Origin of the sequence: Streptococcus cristatus (assembly GCF_019685515.1) — a bacterium.
Classification (GTDB): Bacteria; Bacillota; Bacilli; order Lactobacillales; family Streptococcaceae; genus Streptococcus.
On the sequence record NZ_JABFFN010000001.1, the window covers coordinates 1198441 to 1216441 of the forward strand.

Below are 18001 nucleotides of genomic sequence, written 5' to 3' on the forward strand. Positions count from 1 at the left end.
CCTTTTTTATTTTTTGAAAAATTTACTTGCGAAACGAAGAGCGGACAAGCTTGCACCTGTTTTAATGGTCTTTGAACCAGCAGATGAAGCCTTTTTACCTAAAACACGTGCATGTTGGTTGAGATCAGATACTGACTCAGACAAGTCCGCCACCGCCGTAAAGAGTGGATCAATCGTCGCAACTTTGACATTAATATCGTCTGCTAACACATTGACCTTAACCAACAATTCATTGGTCTGATGCAAGGTAACGTTCACATCTGAGCTCAACGTTTTGATGGTCTTCTCTGTCTCATCAATCATACGACCTGCTTTTTGAATCGTGATTGTCAAATAGACTAAACAGACAATCAAAGCAATCGCAACAAGTATATATGCAACTTCTAACATTTAGTTTTCCTCCTCTGTATGATAGAAAGGGGCTTTCTTTCGATTTTGATAAAGTATGATAAAAATACCAAGTCCGATAAGGACAACTGATAACCATTGCGAAACTCGTAGACCAAAGAACATGAGACTATCCGTCCGCATGCCTTCGATAATCATACGACCAAAGCCATACCAAATCAAGTAGAAAGCAGTGATATGACCACGCCTGATTCCCTTTAATTTTCGTCTAAAAATCAGAATCAAAGCAAATCCAATTAGATTCCAAACCGACTCATATAGGAAGGTCGGCTGACGGTAGCTACCATCAATGTACATCTGGTCACGGATAAAGCCTGGCAAATAATCCAGACTATCTACCGCTGCACCGTAGGCTTCTTGGTTAAAGAAGTTCCCCCAGCGTCCTAAACTTTGGGCAACCATGACGCTCGGTGCTGCAATATCTAAGAAATCCCAAGTATTAATCAGCTTTCTATCTGCAAAGATATAAAGGACAATAGCCCCTGCTATCAAACCTCCATAAATGGCCAAACCACCATTCCAGATGGCAATGATTTCACCTGGATTTTGCAGATAATAATCTAAGCGAAAGAGTACATAGTATAGTCTAGCACCTAAAATCGCAACTGGAAAAGCAATCAGGATGAAATCCAAAATATCATCTGACAGGATTTTCTTTTTAGGAGCTTCCTTCATGGCAAGGTAGACTGCCAAAATCAAACCAGCCACAATACACAAAGCATACCAACGAATAGAAAAAGGACCGATTTCAAATGCGACTGGATTAATCATTTTTCACCTCATTTTGAGCGATCAGACTTGTCAAGCGTTCTTCAAATAAACGTGTCGCATCAAAGCCCATTTCTTTAGCACGGTAGTTCATGGCAGCCGCCTCAATAACAACAGAAATATTGCGTCCTGTTTTTACTGGGATGCGGATACGTGGAATGGCTACACCAGAAATCTCGATTTCTTCAGCATTATTTCCTAAGCGATCGAAGGTCTTATGCGTATCATAGTTTTCCAAATAAACTGCTAGTTGAACTTGTGAAGAATCCTTAACTGCACTTGCTCCGTAGAGACTCATCACATCAATAATCCCCACTCCACGGATTTCAAGTAAATGCCTCAAAATTTCAGCTGGCTCTCCCCAAAGGGTCATTTCGTCTTTTGCAAAGATATCTACACGATCATCTGCCACCAAACGGTGTCCACGTTTCACAAGTTCCAGACCAGTTTCACTCTTACCGATACCGCTATCCCCTTGGATCAAGACACCCATGCCATAAATGTCCATCAAGACACCATGAACACTGGTCCGTTCTGCCAAACGAGAATCCAAATAGCTAGATAATTCTCCTGATAGGCGACTAGTAGCTGTTCGACTGGTTAAAATCGCAATCTTACATTCCCTGGCAGCTTTCAACATTTCTTCTGGAACTACTAAACCACGCGCAACAATAACCACTGGTGTTTCTGGTTGAAACATCTTAGTCAACACCTTATAACGGTTGTGAGAAGACATGGAGACTAAATAGGACCATTCCTTCATTCCCAACAGTTGAAGCCGCTCCGGAGTATAGTAATCAAAATAGCCCGTCATTTCAAGACCTGGTCGAGAAATATCTGCAGTATTGATTTCTTTTTCAAGTAAATCGCCTTCACCATAAACAATGTCTAATCTGAGCTTTTCAATGACTTCTTTTACTAAAACCGACATAATTTCCTCCTTCAATCGAGTTCTCCCTACTATTATATCAAATTGTGGTAGGAAGTTTCCTTTTTTTGCAGGATTTACAGTATTTATTTGGAAAGAAAAAAGGCTAGACAAGTCTAGCCTTTCATTTCAAATTAGAATTTTTTACGTTTACGAGCTGCTTCTGATTTACGTTTACGTTTTACAGAAGGTTTTTCATAGAATTCACGTTTGCGTGTTTCTTGAAGAGTACCAGCTTTAGTAACCGCACGTTTGAAACGACGAAGTGCATCGTCAAGAGATTCATTCTTACGTACTACTGTTTTAGACATTTTTTTCACTCCCTTCAAGTTCAAGATCTATTCCATTCTACACACAAAGTGAATAATTGTCAAGAGAAAAGCAACCATAAACTTCTATTATTTTTACTTTCTTCTTTTGAAGATGAAGTAAATCACTAAGATACAGAGAATCAAGCCCAAAACAGCTGGTTTCACAATCGATATGCCACTTCCTCCACTAAATAAAAGACTGTGGGCAACCTTCAGAAATGCTCCGATCACTACCGTTGCTAATAATCCATACCAACGTCTACTCCATGTTAAGGATATAATCGCCGTAAAAAATGCTAGAATCGTCGCCAGAATGATAACTTTTTCAATACTCCATCCGCTCGTAAAATAAGTCTTCTCAAAATTCAAAAACTCAATTACTTTTACATCAACTATTTCCGGCTTTGGAAACCAAAACATGCTAGTAAATAGGCAAAATATAGAAAAGAAAATCAGGCTATAGGATTTTTTATAAGCTCCCATTACAATTGGAATAATAAAGAGAGGGCGAATATACCAACTCAGAGTATTCTGGTGTCTAGTAAACGCCCACTCAAAGAAGCTCATATCTGATAAAAAAACGACAATGATCGCAATCGTTAGAAACAAGAAGATAACCCCACCTATTTTATCTAACGTTTTTATTTTCATAACTTTTCCCTTCTTGAATTCATAAAATTAATCTATCCATGGCAGATTCCCACTAAGTGAATTATCAACCGCTAATCGTTTTATTGGTAAAATATTACCGTTCTTCCAACCACGCTTTTATTCTATTGTCAAGATATCTATTTGCTCATCGTTAACGATAATTGCTTGGTGGTTATGAAGTGGTCGCAATTCAAGCTGATTTTTATAGGTTTCAAAGGTCTTCTTGCTACTATCAGTAAAAGGCTCCTCACCATAATGTGGAAGGATGTAAAAATCCACTTCATCCAATCCCGCTGTATCAGATAACTCTGTCGCTACCGTCTTGTCGTCCATGAGTTTATTGTAGTCAATATCCTTGGCTGTAATGATAGCCCCTGCTGATTCTCCCACATAGACCAACCCATCTCTTATTTGCTCTTTGATGAGAGATAGGAGTTGCTTTTTCTTTAATTCTTGCAATAAATAAAAGGTATTCCCGCCTGAGATATAAAGAATCTTGCTTTGGAAAATCTTTGCCTGTGCAGTTTCTCGATCACAAGAAGCAATATCTAGAACCTCTATCTCAAATCCTAAATCTTTGAATGTTTGCTGAGCCTCATCGATATAGGCAGTATAATCCTCTTTGTTCCCAGCGGTAGGAATAAATAAAACCTTATTTTCTAGATTCTTTTCCTTTGCATAATCGCTAAAAAGCTTTTTGACTCCAGCAAAATATGAACATAAAAATAATTGTTTCATGATTGTACCTCCATTAATGTTTAACAATTTTATAAAGGATCCATGATCCCTTTCTTTGACTAGTTACGAGCTCAAATCCTACTGATAACAAGAATCGTCTAAATGCTTCTTCGCTTTGGACCTCTGGTAAAAAGTAAGACAACTTGTTATATTCACAAGCCAGTAAGAGCATCCCGCCTGATTTGAGTATTCTTCGAAGTTCCATAAAAGAAGCCTCTAGGTCCCGCCAATGAAAATGAGTTTGAAAGGCTGTGATTAAATCAACACTTTCATCAGAAAAGCCTGTCTCCCTAACGTCTCTTCGTTCAAAATTTAGATTAGTCATCTCTACCTGTTTGGCTTGAGCTATTGCAGTATCTGAAATATCGATTCCAGTTATGGTACTTTGCGGAAAAGTTTCTTTTAGCAGGATGGTTGAACGACCATTCCCAACTCCTACATCTAAGATTACAGGGTAAAATGTCCTATCCAGATGACGAATTGCCCATACAAACATGGGGAGATAGGCTCGATTCCACAATTTCATCATTCGTTTTCCTAGAAAGCCCGAAGGACTCTTTGATTGCTGAATTAAGCGACTAAACAGAAACATTAAAAGTAAAAAACAAATAAAAACGATTATATAAATCAAAGTTCGAGCCTCCCCGTATAGCTATATTATACCACTTTAGCAGGATAGTGAACATTTGAAGTAAAAAGCCACTCACTCCAAAGAGCAAGTGGTTCTTGTCATTTTACTTTTCAAGCAAGCTGAGCGCTTCAGCATCTGCAATAATAGTCACATCAGGGTGGTTTTGTAGGCTACTTGCTGGAAGGTTCTCAGTCACTGGGCCTGATACTGTGCCAGCAATGGCCTCTGCTTTCGACTCACCGTAAGCAAAGAGAATAATTGACTTGGCATCCAAGATGTTTTTAATCCCCATTGAGATGGCTTGAGTTGGAACATCTTCAATCTTGTCAAAGAAGCGAGCATTGGCTTCGATTGTAGACTGGTCTAGGTCTACAAGGTGTGTCTGGCTATCAAAGGCAGTTCCTGGCTCATTAAAGCCGATATGTCCATTGCGGCCGATTCCCAAGATTTGCAAATCAACTGGATGGTCAGCCAAAATTTGGTTATAGCGTTCAACTTCAGCCTCAGCATTGTCCTTAATTCCACGAGGTAAGAAGCTTTCTTTAAATGGTTTTTGGTTGAATAAGTGTTCTTGCATAAAATGACGGTAAGACTGAGGATTGTCTCCGTCAAGTCCCACATACTCATCAAGGTTTACACTGGTTAGATTTGAAAAATCAAGGTCACTCTCAACGATTTCCTTGTAAAACTCAAGCGGGCTGCTTCCTGTCGCAAGTCCTAATGTTTGAGCACCATTGGCCAATTTTTCCTTCAAAATCTCAAAAGCTACTTTTCCACCTTCGACTTGATTTTCAACTTTAATAACTTTCATCTTTTCATCCTCCGTTTTAATCCATATTTATTATATGGTATAGACCAATTTTTGTCAAGTGAAAACGATTTAATTTCTAAAAAAAGAGCGCCCAAACTTGAAACATGTTATAATGGATAAGATTAGAACTTAGAAAGAATGATGAAAAAATGAATACAGCTGATTTTGATTTCCACTTACCAGAGGAATTAATTGCCCAAACGCCCCTTGAAAAACGAGATGCCTCCAAACTCCTTATCGTTAATCGTGAAACGGGAGAAATGCAGGATAAACACTTCCACTCTATTATCGACATGCTGGAACCTGGAGACGCCCTTGTCATGAATGACACCCGTGTTCTCCCTGCCCGCCTCTATGGTCAAAAGGAAGAAACTGGAGGGCATGTGGAGCTTCTCCTACTCAAAAATACCAGTGGAGATGAGTGGGAGGTTCTCGCCAAACCTGCCAAACGCCTCAAGGTCGGGACTCGTGTCAACTTTGGTGATGGTCGCCTCAGCGCTGTCGTCACGGAAGAATTGACCCACGGGGGCCGCATTGTCCGCTTTGAATACCAAGGAATTTTTCTAGAAGTCTTGGAAAGTCTCGGTGAAATGCCACTACCGCCCTACATCCACAAAAAACTAGATGACCGTGAACGCTATCAAACGGTCTACGCTAAAGAAAGTGGCTCTGCTGCTGCACCAACTGCTGGTCTCCACTTCACCAAAGAACTGCTAGCAGAAATCCAAGCCAAGGGTGTCCATTTGGTTTATTTGACTCTCCACGTTGGTTTAGGAACTTTTAGACCTGTTTCTGTGGACAATCTGGATGAACATGAAATGCACTCCGAATTCTACCAACTTTCTGAGGAAGCAGCTGCCACCCTTCGCTCTGTTAAGGAAGATGGAGGCCGTATCATCGCTGTTGGAACTACTTCGATCCGCACACTGGAAACCATCGGTTCCAAGTTTGATGGGCAAATCCAGGCTGATTCTGGCTGGACCAATATCTTTATCAAACCTGGTTACGAATGGAAGGTTGTGGATGCCTTTTCAACCAACTTCCATCTGCCAAAATCAACTCTCGTCATGTTGGTTTCTGCCTTTGCAGGCCGTGAATTAGTCTTAGATGCATACCAGCACGCTATCCAAGAACGCTACCGCTTCTTCAGTTTTGGAGATGCCATGTTTATCTATTAAGAAAATCCCTATTAGGAAACCTAATAGGGATTTTTCTAATTATTCCATACCAAACTTTGGATCTTTCAAGCTTTGAACACTGGCATTGATAACTGCTCCGATAATCAAAATCTTAGCAATAAGAATAAACCAGAACATCATGACTACCACGATGATGGAACTGAAAAATCGGACATCCACTAGGTGATTGACATAGTTATTAAAATATACAGAAAAGATATTCAATAAACCGATAAGAGTTAGCAAGACAAAGATACTTCCTGGTAAAACATAGCGAATTCGTGGTGTTTTTACTTTTGGAAGGAAATAGTAAATCATGACTAGAATGGCAAAGATCAAGGCATAGACTAGAGGGCCTGTAAAATCCTGCAGGTAGGAAAATAGCGGACTATCTGATTGCCAATAAGTTTTAAGGAGGTTGAGCAACATACGACCAAACATACTCAAAAACAAGGCTAGGGCAAAAAGAATCTGCAAGCCGAGGCTAACAAGCAAACTCATCAACTGATGGGAGATAATCCCTCGACTTTTGGTCACCCCATAGGCTTTGTTAAAAGCTTTTTGGAGGAAATCCATTGATTTTGAAAAGGTCCAGAGTGCAGATAAAACGGCAAAACTCAGCAAACCAGTTGATGGTTGAGTCAGAACTTCTCGGACAATCTTGGCGACCACATCATATACCGTATCAGGTAAAAATTCCTTGATCGTCAGTAAGAAATTTGAAACCGGAATCTGAAAATAAGGCAAAATATTGACCATTATCATTAGCAAAGGAAAGATTGAAATCAACCAATAGTAGGCAACCGCAACACTGGTCAACTCACTATCAGATGCTTGATAATAATGCAAAAAAGCTTTCAATAAGGGCTTATCCAATAGCTCCTTCCACCACTTTTTCATATCCCATCCTCCGTCATTTTTTTCATCATCTAAGTTCTTCTGATTAAATCTAGCATATCATAAGGTAAAGTATTTGCGGCTTCTTTCAGAGAATAATTTTCTAAATTATTCACATTTTGGCGTAGTTTTTTGGCATACTTGGCTGTTATCAGTTTAGCTTCTTCATATTCAAAGATTGCCTTACGTTCGAGATAGTAGCCTCGTAGCATTTCATCGATATTGTTTGGCTTGATGCGATTGATAACCCGCTCAACAAAAGCACCACTTCCGATAATGGCCGTCTCGCGTAGACGAGACTCTTGCATAAAGCTAATCAGAGAACTCTTGTAAACCCCTTTGAGGTTTTCCAAACTCTCGATAATCAACTCTGTATTTTCCAAATACAACTCTGAAATCTGATCATAGTCAACTGCTAATAGTTTACGAGATTCTTCATTCATCCAACTACGGAAAGTTTTGCCAAAGGTAAACATTTCATGGAGTAGAAAGCGCAGTATCCGTAAGGAAACTAGGAAGTAATAAGTCACTCTAGAAGCGAAATTCCGATTGATACTCTGCTCCATGTTTTTTAGGTAACGTTGGTAAACTCGATAGCCACGCTCACTGATTCTGTTTTCTTCATAGGCTTGCTCCAAACCATCACTCTCAATACTCAAGATAAGAAGCTTGAGGGACTCCCAGTCCTCTTGGACTCTCTTATTTTCCTGACTAAGGATGAGGTTTTCAATCCGACCATGATAATTATCAATAGCTGCATAAAGAGGAAGTTTGTTCTTGTGATGGTCCAGCTCTTTTTCTAATTCTGCAGCTACATCATTCAAAATCGCAATATGCATCAAATGATCCTTGCTTTCCTCTTGTTCCTCAGATAAGTGAGGGAGAACCAGTAAACCCGTTAAAAAGCTCAATAGTGTAACGCCTGCTACAAGGAAGAGTAACAGAGGATATTCCTGCTCCAAATGACTTGGTATGAGGAGAATGGTCGCGATAGATACTGTCCCTTTGACACCAGAGAAGGTCAAAAGAAGCATATCCTTCATGTACTTATGAATTTTTTTCTTAAGTCGACGCGTTCTCACAAAGTAAAAAACAGCAATCATGACAAAGCGGATCGCAAAAAGCAAGAAGGTCAGAACGACAACTGAAATCAGTAAAAGAAGGGGATTGTAGAGAGAATTAGACAAAATCGGCTCCGCTATCAATTCTAACTCCATTCCCAAGAGAACAAAGACTGATCCATTTAGCATAAAGGTCACGGTGTGCCAGACGGTCTCCGTCACGGTGTCAACTTGAGCCTCAAGGAGCGTAATCTTCTTAAAGCGACTGGCCTTCAAAATACCTGCAACCACTACTGCAATAATCCCTGAAACATGAAACTCTTCTGCGATGAAAAAGGTCATGAGTGGCAAACTTAGCTCTAGCAATAGTTCACTGGCTATATCTATCGCTCGCACACTCAGTAAAAAGCTATGCAAGAAACGATTGACCATAGCCGTCACAAAACCGACTACAAAACCACCAAGGATAGAAAGTGCTAGGGAAGTTCCAGCTTGGCTGAAAGAAAAGGTTCCTGTTGTCCAAGCAGCCAGAGCCATCTGAAAGGCAACCAAACCAGAAGCGTCATTTAAGAGTCCTTCCCCTTTTAGAATATTAGAAACCCGTTTGGGAAAACGAAAACGTTCAGAAAGAGATGCGAAGGCAACCAAATCTGTTGGCCCAAGTGCCGCTCCAACTGCTAAACAGGCAGCCAAAGGAAGAGTCATCCAAAGGAAGTGAGCCATGCCACCCAAGCTTAAGGTCGAGATAAAAATCACAGGAAAAATTAGAAAGACAACAATCCGCCAGTGCTTCAAAATGGACGTAATATCCGCTTCTTCTGCCTCCCGAAAAAGTAAGGGACCAATAACCATGGCCAGAAACAGCTCTGTATTGAGATGAAAGTCCGCATCAGGAACAAATAAGCCAATCCCAATCCCCAAAAGGATTTGCACAAGAGGAAGGGGCAAAAAAGGGAGAAGTTTATTGGTCGTAGTTGAAATGATTAAGACAAATAAAAATAGAATCAAGTAAATGAGTAATTCCACACAATTCCTCCTTAATCTTTTTTACAACAAGATTCAAAAATCTCCTTTTGCTCTTGGATTTTCTGATCAATCTTAGAACAGTCTTTGTGCTCAATTTTTTTCTGGCACCGTTCCATTTCAAGAGACACTAATTTTTTCTTGATTTTAAGCATTTTCTTGCTCATATGTGCTTCGTCGAGCACCCCGACTGCTCGCTCGTGATGCGTTGACTCGACAAAATTTTGGCGCATTGCCTCAAGCTTCTTACGAAGGTATTGTTTATCCATGTCTGTACCTTTCTAATTTTTCAATCATAACTAAAAACGGTGGATTATTAACTTGGTTGAGAGTGCGATAAATGGCAGCTGTATACTCTTGTTGGTTCAACTGGCTAACAAAATCCAACACAGCATCCCTCTCGCTGTCTCCTCCCTCATGACCATAGTAGATCATAATGGCAATCCGTCCTCCTTTGACAAGCAAATGGCAAAGCTTTTCTAAGGCTTCGATAGTAGTCTGAGGTTGAGTGATAACGGATTTGTCAGCAGAAGGCAGATAACCTAGATTAAAAATCCCTGCCTTAGCTTCTGTAACAAATTGATCAAGTGTCTCATGACCTTGCAAGATTAACTGGGCATTTGTCATTCCAGCCTGATCCAAACGCTCTTGGGTTTTCTCCAAAGCCTGCTCTTGGATATCAAAGGCATAGACTTGCTTGGCTAACTTGGCTAAAAAAAGGGTATCGTGGCCATTTCCCATGGTCGCATCCACTACGATATCCTCTTTTGTCACAACTTCCGCCAAAAAATCATGTGCCATCTCAAGTGGTCTTTTCATTTTTAAACTCCTGTTTTACAGCCTTGCAGCCTTGCACACTTCCGCGGCGTCGCATCTCAGTTTCAATAGCATTTAGCACTTCCCATTTATTAAGGCTCCACATGGGACCTATCAACATATCTCTCGGTGCATCTCCCGTAATCCGATGGATGACGATATGCTTGGGAATGATTTCCAACTGGTCACAGATGACCTTGACATACTCATCCTGACTCATCAGTTGCAAGCGTCCTTCGTGGTAATCTCGCTGCATCCGTGTATTGGTCATGAGGTGAAGCAAGTGCAGTTTAATTCCTTGAATATCATTATCCGTAACACAGCGACGGACATTTTCAATCATCATCTCATGAGTCTCACCGGGCAAACCATTGATCAAATGGGAAACAATCTCAATTTTGGGATATTTCCTCAAGCGTTTGACTGTTTCCACATACAATTCATAAGAATGGGCACGGTTAATCAGGTCAGATGTTGCTTCAAAGGTGGTCTGCAAGCCCAATTCTACCGTCACATGCATGCGTTCCGATAACTCAGCCAAATATTCGATGGTTTCGTCTGGCAGACAGTCTGGCCGCGTTCCAATATTGATTCCTACTACACCTGGCTCGTTGATAGCCTGCTCATATCGCTCCCGAATCACTTCCACCTTTTCATGGGTGTTGGTAAAGTTTTGGAAATAAACTAGATATTTTTTAACATCTGGCCATTTGCGGTGCATAAAATCAATTTCCTTATAAAATTGCTCGCGGATAGGAGCATCCGGTGCCACGATAGCATCTCCAGAACCAGAAACTGTACAAAAAGTACAACCCCCATGCGCCACAGTTCCATCCCGATTGGGACAGTCAAATCCCGCATCAATAGGAACTTTGAAAGTCTTTTCTCCAAAAAGTTTTCGATAATAATCATTCAAGGTATTATAAGATTTCATAACTTTCATTATAGCAAAAAACACCCACAATCTCAAAAGCCTGACTTTCCAACAAATTCCCTTGTTTCTCATTTCCTTTAGCGTTTTTTTATGATACAATATGGGTATGATTTTAATGAAAATAGCATCTATTTTATTATTGATATTAACCTTGGTGGTTTGCTTTATTGTCACCAAGCTTTTCGGACTTAGAAAAATAGGATTTAATTTCGCGGATCTAGCTTTTCCACTTTTGGTATTTGAGTACTATCTGATTACTGCTAAAGCCTTTACCCACAACTTTCTACCGCGACTTGGTGTCGCACTTTCTCTCCTAGCAATCCTCCTTGTAATCTTTTTCCTTGTCAAAAAACGAAGTTTTTATTACCCTAAATTCATCAAATTCTTCTGGCGTGCAGGATTCTTATTAACCCTGGTCATGTATATCGAGATGATTGTCGAATTGATGATGGTAAAATAATTACCAACCCAGTATTTAAATGCTGGGTCTTTCTTTTACTCCTATATCTAAAAAGGACCAGAGGAATCCTCTGGCCTTTTTATCACAGATTGAACCTAAGAAAAATAAATGGAAACTATCTTTCTCACGCTAGATTATTTATTTTTACGGCTTACAAAGTACAATCCACCAGTCACTGCCATCAAAGCAAGTCCTGCAACTACTGCTACATTAGATGCTTTTTCACCAGTGTTAGGAAGTTGAGGTTTTTGTCCTGGTTTACCTGGTTCATTTGGTTTACCTGGTGTTGGTTTTTCTGGAATGTATGTATTTGTGATATTGAAGTCTTCTACTTTAGATGTGTAACCTTTAACCGGAACTTCTGCTACAGAGTACTTGATTTCTTGACCGTCTTTGTAACGATCAAGGTCTGTAAACTCATAAGTCCAACCACTTGCTTCTGAAGCTATTGCAGTTTTACCAGTATCTTTACCATTGGCAAATAGTTTAACTGTAATAGATGCTGGACGAGCGTCTTTATGGTTTTCATCACCTTTCCAGATCTTCTTACCTTTTACAGACGCTTTTTCTGGCGTATGGGTGTTGGTCACATTCATACCAGTTTCAGTAGCTGTGTAACCTGTAGGAACACCAACTTCTTTGACTGTGTACTCGATTGGCTTACCATTTTGGTAACGGTCCAGATTAGTAAATTCATACTTCCAACCTGTTTCCGCTGTGGCTGTAGCTTCTTGGCCAGTTTCTTTACCATTCGCAAGTAGCTTCACTGTAATAGATGCTGGACGGATTCGATCTTGGTCGTTATTATCAATCCAAGTCTTTTGCCCACTTACAGCAATTTTTTCTGGTGTATATTCATTGGTAATGGTGTACTTACCTTCTTTTTCTGTTGTGATTGTTGAAGTATATCCTTTCACAACCACTTCTTTGACTTTGTACTCGATTAGTTTACCATTCTCATACTTAGGAAGTGCTTTTGATTCGAACTTCCAACCAGTTGCTTCTGATACTTCAATTTCTTGAACGACTTCTTTATCGTTTTTAAGAATTTGAACTTTTACAGATGTTGTACGTTTGCCGTCTTGGTTGTTGTTGTCATCCCACACCTTAGTTCCTGAAAGGATAACTGTATCTGGATTATGGGTGTTAGTTACCACTTGACCAGTTACAGAAGCTTCATAACCAGCTGGTACGTCTACTTCCTTGATAGAGTAAGTGATTTCTTTACCAGCTTCGTATTGTGGAAGTTTTGTAAAGGATGCTACCCAAGTGTTAGCGTCCGTCTTATCCTTAGCTGTCAAGGTTAATTTCTTACCTTCAACGGCTACTGGTTTAGATCCATCTACAGATTTAAAAAGTTGAACGGTTACTGACTCAGGACGTTTGCCGTCTTGGTTGTTCGCATCGTTCCATACTTTTGTTACTTTGTAGTCGATTTCTTTTGGTGCATATTTGTTTGTGATGGTAAAGTCTGTAATAGTTGATTCGTATTCTGCTACGGCTTCTTCTGTTACAGTGTATTTGATTTCTTTACCAGCTTTATATTTTGCTAATTTCGTGAATTCGACAGTCCAAGTTCCATCTGTGGCTGCTTGAACTTCTTTCGAATCAACTTTCTGACCGTCTGCTAAAAGATTGATTGTAATCTTGGTTGGACGTTTGCCGTCTTGGTTGTTAGCGTCATCCCAGTTCTTAGTTGCTTTTACATCAACTGTTTCTGGAGAATAGCTATTTGTGATAGTGAATCCTGATGCAGCGTCACCAGTAACCTTAGAAGTGTAACCAGGAACAGTTACTTCTACTACTGTGTACTGGATAGGTGTGCCACCTTTATCAGCATCAAGGTCTGTGAAGCTTCCAGCCCAACCGTTTGCGGCATTGAGCTCAAGTGTCTTACCTGTATCTTGACCGTCTGCAAGCAATTTAACTGTGACAGACGCTGGACGTTTACCATCTTGGTTGTCCTTATCATCCCATGCTTTCTTCACAGAAACTGAAGTTTTCGCTGGAGTGTACTTGTTAGTGAAGACTAGATCTTTTACTTCTTTTGAAGCCGTTGCTTTCAATTCAGTTGCACTTACTTTTTCAACTTTAACTTCAACTTCTTGAACTGTCTTATCATAAGTGATGCCTGTTTCAGATCCAGCAACTTCTGAGATGGTGTACTTGTGAGTTCCTACTTGGCTCTCATCATATGAGATTGGTGAGAAAGTCACTGTGCCGTCTGCGGCGTTTGTCACTGTTTCGACAACACTACCGTCTTCTTTCTTCAATTCAAAGCTGTATTTACCTGCTTCAAGTGTTTTACCTTCAAGAACTTTCTTCGCTCCAAGAGTTACAGTTGTTGCTCCTGCTGGAGTGTACTTGTTTGTAAATACAAGATCTTTTGCTTCTTTCGAAACAGTTGCTTTCAATTCAGTTGCGCTTACCTTTTCAACCGTTACTTCAACTTCTTGAACGGTCTTATCGTAAGTAATTCCTGCTTCAGATCCAGCAACTTCTGAGATGGTGTACTTGTGAGTTCCCACTTGGCTCTCATCATATGAGATTGGTGAGAAGGTTACAGTTCCATCAGCAGCGTTTGTAACTGTTTCGACAACACTACCGTCTTCTTTCTTCAATTCGAAGCTGTATTTACCAGCTTCAAGAGCTTTTCCTTCAAGAACTTTCTTAGCTCCAAGAGTTACACTTGTAGCCCCTGCTGGAGTGTAAGTGTTCTCGAATGCTTTTTCACCGTCGTAAGTAACAGTTGCTTCAAGGACACCTTTACCATTATCCGCTACAGTTACTGTAGCTGTGATGGTTTTAGTATCGTACTGGATACCTGTAGCAGTACCCGCTTTTTCAGCAATCTTATAAGTATAAGTGCCTGCTTTGTCGAATTCCAATTCTGAGAACTTAACGTTTCCGTCTTTGTCATTCTTCACGGTTTCTTTCACATTACCGTCTTGGTCTGTCAAAGTGAACTCAAATTCGTCAGCTTTCAACCCACGACCTGTCAATTTCTTAGTCACTTCGAGATTTGCTTTAGCATTTGCAGCTTTGTAAGTATTTTCGAAGTGTCTTTCATCGTTGTCATAAGAAACAGTTGCTTTCAAAGCACCATGACCGTCATCTGTTACTTCGATAGTCACTTCCACAGTCTTATTAGAATAAGTGATACCATTCTCGATTTGACCAGCTTTGTGTTCGTAGATTGTATACTGGTAAGTACCAGCTTTCTCGAATTCTAAATCCTTAAACTTGATGTTTCCATCTGCATCATTTGTAGTTTTTTCTACGGGATCACCTTCGTGATTTAGCAAGGCGAAGACAAACTCGCCACCTTTGAGCGGCATTGGAGTATTGGTGTTCTTATTGATAAATGATTTAGTTGCAGAAACTGGAGCTTTGACTTTTGCAGGGTTGTAAGTATTGGTGAAGGTTGTGCTATTAGCTGTACCATCACTGCTGTAATCAACAACTGCAGTCAGTTTACCATGACCGTCATCTGTTACAGTTACTTTAGCTGTGACTGTCTTAGAATCGTAGGTAATACCATTTTCAGTTGTACCAGCTTTTACTTCCTTGATAGTGTAAGTATAAGTACCTACTTCATCGAAGGTCAATTCATGAAACTTAACTTTTCCATCTGCATCATTTCTCTTAGTTTCAACGTTACCAACTTGGTCTGTCAACGTAAATTCGAACTCATTTTCTTGAGCTCCTGTCGTACGACCAGTCAACTGCTTAGTTACTTCAAGAACGGCCTTAGCATTAGTTGCTTTATAGGTATTTTTGAATGTCTGAATTCCAGCATCAGTAGCTCTATTCACTGCACCAGTAAGTGGTGGTACAAGATTAGAACTAGGTGCTGAAGAGGCCAAGTTAGCCGACGGAAGTGCCACAGCAGTAATAGGATGATACAATACTGTCGCAACCAGTTTACCTTTTCCATCATCTGTTACACTTACTGTGACTGGTACTGTTCTACCATCATAAGTCACACCATCGATGGTTTGACCAGCATTCACTTCAACAACAGTAAATTCGTATTCACCCGCTTTATCAAAAGGAATATCTTTGAAGACTACACGACCAGCTGCATCGTTCTTAGCTCTTTGAACTTCTTGACCATTTTTGCCTTTCAAGATAAATTCAAATTCTTCGTTTTGAAGAGGTGTTGGACGACCACCCGTTAATTCTTTTTTGACTTCAATATCAGCCTTAGTTGGTGAAGTACCATAGGTGTTTGTAACAGTCAAATCAGCTGTTTGATTAGCCGTATAACCATCTACAGTAGTGACAAGATTGCCTTCATCATCAACTTCCATCACACTGTAAGTGTACTTCACGCCGTGCTCATCTGTCGCAGGAAGGTCTGTCCATTCTACAGTTCCATCTGTTTTGGGAACTTCTTTTTGGGCAGCACCAGCTACTTCTTCAATCGCTCCACCTTCTGGCGTACGGTACAATTTGAAGTAAACTGTTGGACGAACTGTTTCCTTACCACCAGTCCAAACTTTCTTAGCAGTCACGCTAATTTTTGCTGGTTTATAGGTATTAGTAATTTTTGTCTTATCTTCGTTGTAAGATACGACATAATCACTTGTTCCACCTGCAACTGTTTCTGTTTCAGCCAAAGGAAGATTAGTCTGGTCTTCAAGTTCGCGAACAGAATAGACTAACTCTGTAGTTCCATCAACATCATACTTAGGTAGTTGATTTTTCCACTTGTAAGTATAAACACCATTGGACTCTGTCACTTCAGGTGTATAATTTCCTGAAACAGGTTTGGAGTCCGCAACAGTTTGTCCTTTTTTATGGACATACAAGCCAAGTTTGACTTCTTTGTAATCAGTTTTCTTACCACCTACCCAAGTCTTTGTTGCTTCAAAGTCAACTGTCTCACGTTTGTTGGAGATGTTGAGGGGAACACCCTTCCCAGCTTTCAACTCCACTTCAAACTCTTTGCTGATTGCCAGATAACCTGATTTAGGAGTTTTTTCTTTAACAATATAGTCACCATCAACAAGAGATTCTGAAAGAGCAACTCCGTTCGCATCCGTTGTTATTTCCTGAACTTTAACTCTATCACTTTTTCGTAGGATCTCAAAGACAACGCCTGCCAACTTAACATCTGCATCCGCTTCATCGTATTTTGTGATTTTGATCTTACCAGCAATATCAGCTGTGACTGACGCCCCTACAGATTTAACCGTCTTTAAATTAAACGTTGCTTCTGTTCTGGTTCCAATACTACCTCCGTATTGTTCCCAAATAAGCTGTGGTTGGTTATCAATCAAGTACTGAGCTGAGTTACTTATCGTTGAAGTATCTGCTGGTGAGGACGTATCATACGTTAAGAAAAAGCTCTTTGTTCCCATATTGGTCGGCATGAGCAACTCAAATCCTCGTTTCCCGTTGACAAAGGTCAACAAAGCTTTTTTGTCTGAGTTAGCCTTGTATACCTCCGGATCGGTTGTGATTTCGTATTCATCACCTAAATGCTTAAGAGCAGATGAATTCGTATTCGTCGTTTCGAATTCCGCTTCATGCATGTAGAAAGTACCTTCCACATAGTTAGCAAAGGCTCCCTTTGAAACGTCATCTGTAATCTTCACCACATGTCCAGTCATATCTTTCTTAGCGCGATTAATCTTCATCTGAAAATGTGCTCTCGCCTTATTGGTATCGTTATAACCGTACTTTGTAATGGTTTCTCCTATCACGTCAGTCTGTTGATATTTATTTACTTTATACGTGATGGTCTGTTTTTTACCACCTGGTAAAACATAGGTAACCGTTTTCCCCTCTTTTTGGAGTGTTTCAGTTGCTTCTGCAACAAAGTCCCCACGGATATTTTGCTTGTCCTTCACCTTGTCATTGAAGGTAAATACCAGCCGATGGTTAGCATTATCCACTTGAACAGTCCCCATTTTGATATTTGACGTCGAATCAATCAAATCCAAACTACCATCCGTCAAACTCAAGTTATCTGGAGCCTTTACGATGAAGTAATCACCATCCTTGATTTCATTAGCCGCCACATTGGGAAATGAGAATTTACCCGAATATTTCAATTTCATCGAAGTATCATTTGAACCATGAATTCCTTCAGTCTCGCTTCCTGTGGATGCTATAGTAATCTTCAAGTCATCTATTTTGACTTTACTCGTGATATCAGTTGCTGCCTGTGCTTCACCCACCGGGAAAAGCATCATCAAGAGTAAAAGAGGGAATACTAGAAAACCGAGATATTTTTTTATCTTATCCATTATGACCAACCTTTCTATTTGTATATCGATAAAAAATTAAGTATTCAATTCTACGTACACAACACCTCCACAATATAGTGACGTATCCATAATAACACCATGCTCTATTCTTGATAAAATTATATTCAC

16 protein-coding genes are annotated in these 18001 nt (G+C 40.0%); 2 read left to right on the forward strand and 14 right to left on the reverse strand.

All coding sequences use genetic code 11. The features are described from left to right. Window positions 1–6: 6 nt before the first annotated feature. From FOA33_RS05765 to FOA33_RS05800, 8 genes are all read right to left on the reverse strand, one after another. A complete protein-coding gene (locus FOA33_RS05765; RefSeq protein WP_221160946.1) occupies window positions 7–390 on the reverse strand; it encodes a DUF948 domain-containing protein in 384 nt (127 codons plus the stop codon). Further along, on the reverse strand, window positions 391–1179 hold the full coding sequence (gene lgt / locus FOA33_RS05770) for a prolipoprotein diacylglyceryl transferase (RefSeq protein ID WP_007520316.1): 789 nt from the start codon (window positions 1177–1179) through the stop codon (window positions 391–393). Beyond that, complete coding sequence (gene hprK / locus FOA33_RS05775; protein ID WP_000115137.1) at window positions 1172–2107, reverse strand: HPr(Ser) kinase/phosphatase; 936 nt, start codon at window positions 2105–2107, stop codon at window positions 1172–1174. Before hprK ends, lgt begins: the two co-directional genes overlap by 8 nt. A 131-nt stretch (window positions 2108–2238) precedes the next feature. After that, complete coding sequence (gene rpsU, locus FOA33_RS05780; RefSeq protein WP_000048054.1) at window positions 2239–2415, reverse strand: 30S ribosomal protein S21; 177 nt, start codon at window positions 2413–2415, stop codon at window positions 2239–2241. A gap of 93 nt (window positions 2416–2508) precedes the next feature. Beyond that, window positions 2509–3066 (reverse strand): hypothetical protein, encoded by a 558-nt coding sequence (locus FOA33_RS05785; protein ID WP_221160947.1) that lies wholly within the window; start codon window positions 3064–3066, stop codon window positions 2509–2511. A 117-nt stretch (window positions 3067–3183) separates the two neighbouring features. Further along, entirely contained in the window at window positions 3184–3804 is a 621-nt protein-coding gene (locus FOA33_RS05790) for a Type 1 glutamine amidotransferase-like domain-containing protein (protein WP_221160948.1), read from the reverse strand. Between the two features lie 13 nt (window positions 3805–3817). Continuing rightward, complete coding sequence (locus FOA33_RS05795; protein WP_221160949.1) at window positions 3818–4435, reverse strand: class I SAM-dependent methyltransferase; 618 nt, start codon at window positions 4433–4435, stop codon at window positions 3818–3820. Window positions 4436–4538: 103 nt separating this feature from the next. Then, on the reverse strand, window positions 4539–5246 hold the full coding sequence (locus tag FOA33_RS05800; RefSeq protein ID WP_000864599.1) for a glucosamine-6-phosphate deaminase: 708 nt from the start codon (window positions 5244–5246) through the stop codon (window positions 4539–4541). A gap of 149 nt (window positions 5247–5395) precedes the next feature. Here FOA33_RS05800 and queA point away from each other — a divergent pair, with 149 nt between their 5' ends. Next, the gene (gene queA, locus FOA33_RS05805; RefSeq protein ID WP_221160950.1) at window positions 5396–6424 is read left to right on the forward strand and encodes a tRNA preQ1(34) S-adenosylmethionine ribosyltransferase-isomerase QueA; all 1029 of its coding nucleotides are present in this window, start codon (window positions 5396–5398) and stop codon (window positions 6422–6424) included. 39 nt (window positions 6425–6463) lie between these two features. On the opposite strand, the gene FOA33_RS05810 is transcribed toward queA, so the two are convergent. The 5 genes from FOA33_RS05810 to mnmL are packed head-to-tail and all read right to left on the reverse strand — an operon-like array spanning window position 6464 to window position 11164. Then, on the reverse strand, window positions 6464–7324 hold the full coding sequence (locus FOA33_RS05810) for a YihY/virulence factor BrkB family protein (protein ID WP_221160951.1): 861 nt from the start codon (window positions 7322–7324) through the stop codon (window positions 6464–6466). A gap of 29 nt (window positions 7325–7353) precedes the next feature. Next, window positions 7354–9408 (reverse strand): cation:proton antiporter, encoded by a 2055-nt coding sequence (locus FOA33_RS05815; protein ID WP_221160952.1) that lies wholly within the window; start codon window positions 9406–9408, stop codon window positions 7354–7356. Window positions 9409–9419: 11 nt separating this feature from the next. After that, the gene (locus FOA33_RS05820; RefSeq protein WP_221160953.1) at window positions 9420–9674 is read right to left on the reverse strand and encodes a hypothetical protein; all 255 of its coding nucleotides are present in this window, start codon (window positions 9672–9674) and stop codon (window positions 9420–9422) included. Next, on the reverse strand, window positions 9667–10224 hold the full coding sequence (gene mnmM, locus FOA33_RS05825) for a tRNA 5-(aminomethyl)-2-thiouridylate-methyltransferase MnmM (protein WP_221160954.1): 558 nt from the start codon (window positions 10222–10224) through the stop codon (window positions 9667–9669). The genes FOA33_RS05820 and mnmM overlap by 8 nt, the downstream gene beginning before the upstream one ends. After that, a complete protein-coding gene (mnmL, locus tag FOA33_RS05830; RefSeq protein WP_038805487.1) occupies window positions 10208–11164 on the reverse strand; it encodes a tRNA modification radical SAM protein MnmL/YtqA in 957 nt (318 codons plus the stop codon). The genes mnmM and mnmL overlap by 17 nt, the downstream gene beginning before the upstream one ends. Window positions 11165–11255: 91 nt before the next feature. On the opposite strand from mnmL, the gene FOA33_RS05835 reads away from it, so the two are divergent. Further along, window positions 11256–11615 carry a DUF3397 domain-containing protein gene (locus tag FOA33_RS05835; RefSeq protein ID WP_221160955.1) on the forward strand — a complete coding sequence of 120 codons (360 nt, stop codon included), beginning with the start codon at window positions 11256–11258 and terminating at the stop codon, window positions 11613–11615. A 134-nt stretch (window positions 11616–11749) separates the two neighbouring features. On the opposite strand, the gene FOA33_RS05840 is transcribed toward FOA33_RS05835, so the two are convergent. Then, a complete protein-coding gene (locus FOA33_RS05840) occupies window positions 11750–17872 on the reverse strand; it encodes a Cna B-type domain-containing protein (RefSeq protein WP_221160956.1) in 6123 nt (2040 codons plus the stop codon). Between the last annotated feature and the right edge of the window lie 129 nt (window positions 17873–18001).

Coding starts and splice junctions, on each gene's coding strand:
- FOA33_RS05785 (WP_221160947.1), bottom strand. CDS start 3,066: ATGAAAATAAAAACGTTAGATAAAATAGGTGGGGTTATCTTCTTGTTT.
- FOA33_RS05840 (WP_221160956.1), bottom strand. CDS start 17,872: ATGGATAAGATAAAAAAATATCTCGGTTTTCTAGTATTCCCTCTTTTA.
- mnmL (WP_038805487.1), bottom strand. CDS start 11,164: ATGAAAGTTATGAAATCTTATAATACCTTGAATGATTATTATCGAAAA.
- hprK (WP_000115137.1), bottom strand. CDS start 2,107: ATGTCGGTTTTAGTAAAAGAAGTCATTGAAAAGCTCAGATTAGACATT.
- FOA33_RS05810 (WP_221160951.1), bottom strand. CDS start 7,324: ATGAAAAAGTGGTGGAAGGAGCTATTGGATAAGCCCTTATTGAAAGCT.
- rpsU (WP_000048054.1), bottom strand. CDS start 2,415: ATGTCTAAAACAGTAGTACGTAAGAATGAATCTCTTGACGATGCACTT.
- queA (WP_221160950.1), top strand. CDS start 5,396: ATGAATACAGCTGATTTTGATTTCCACTTACCAGAGGAATTAATTGCC.
- FOA33_RS05835 (WP_221160955.1), top strand. CDS start 11,256: ATGGGTATGATTTTAATGAAAATAGCATCTATTTTATTATTGATATTA.
- mnmM (WP_221160954.1), bottom strand. CDS start 10,224: ATGAAAAGACCACTTGAGATGGCACATGATTTTTTGGCGGAAGTTGTG.
- FOA33_RS05820 (WP_221160953.1), bottom strand. CDS start 9,674: ATGGATAAACAATACCTTCGTAAGAAGCTTGAGGCAATGCGCCAAAAT.
- FOA33_RS05800 (WP_000864599.1), bottom strand. CDS start 5,246: ATGAAAGTTATTAAAGTTGAAAATCAAGTCGAAGGTGGAAAAGTAGCT.
- FOA33_RS05790 (WP_221160948.1), bottom strand. CDS start 3,804: ATGAAACAATTATTTTTATGTTCATATTTTGCTGGAGTCAAAAAGCTT.
- FOA33_RS05765 (WP_221160946.1), bottom strand. CDS start 390: ATGTTAGAAGTTGCATATATACTTGTTGCGATTGCTTTGATTGTCTGT.
- lgt (WP_007520316.1), bottom strand. CDS start 1,179: ATGATTAATCCAGTCGCATTTGAAATCGGTCCTTTTTCTATTCGTTGG.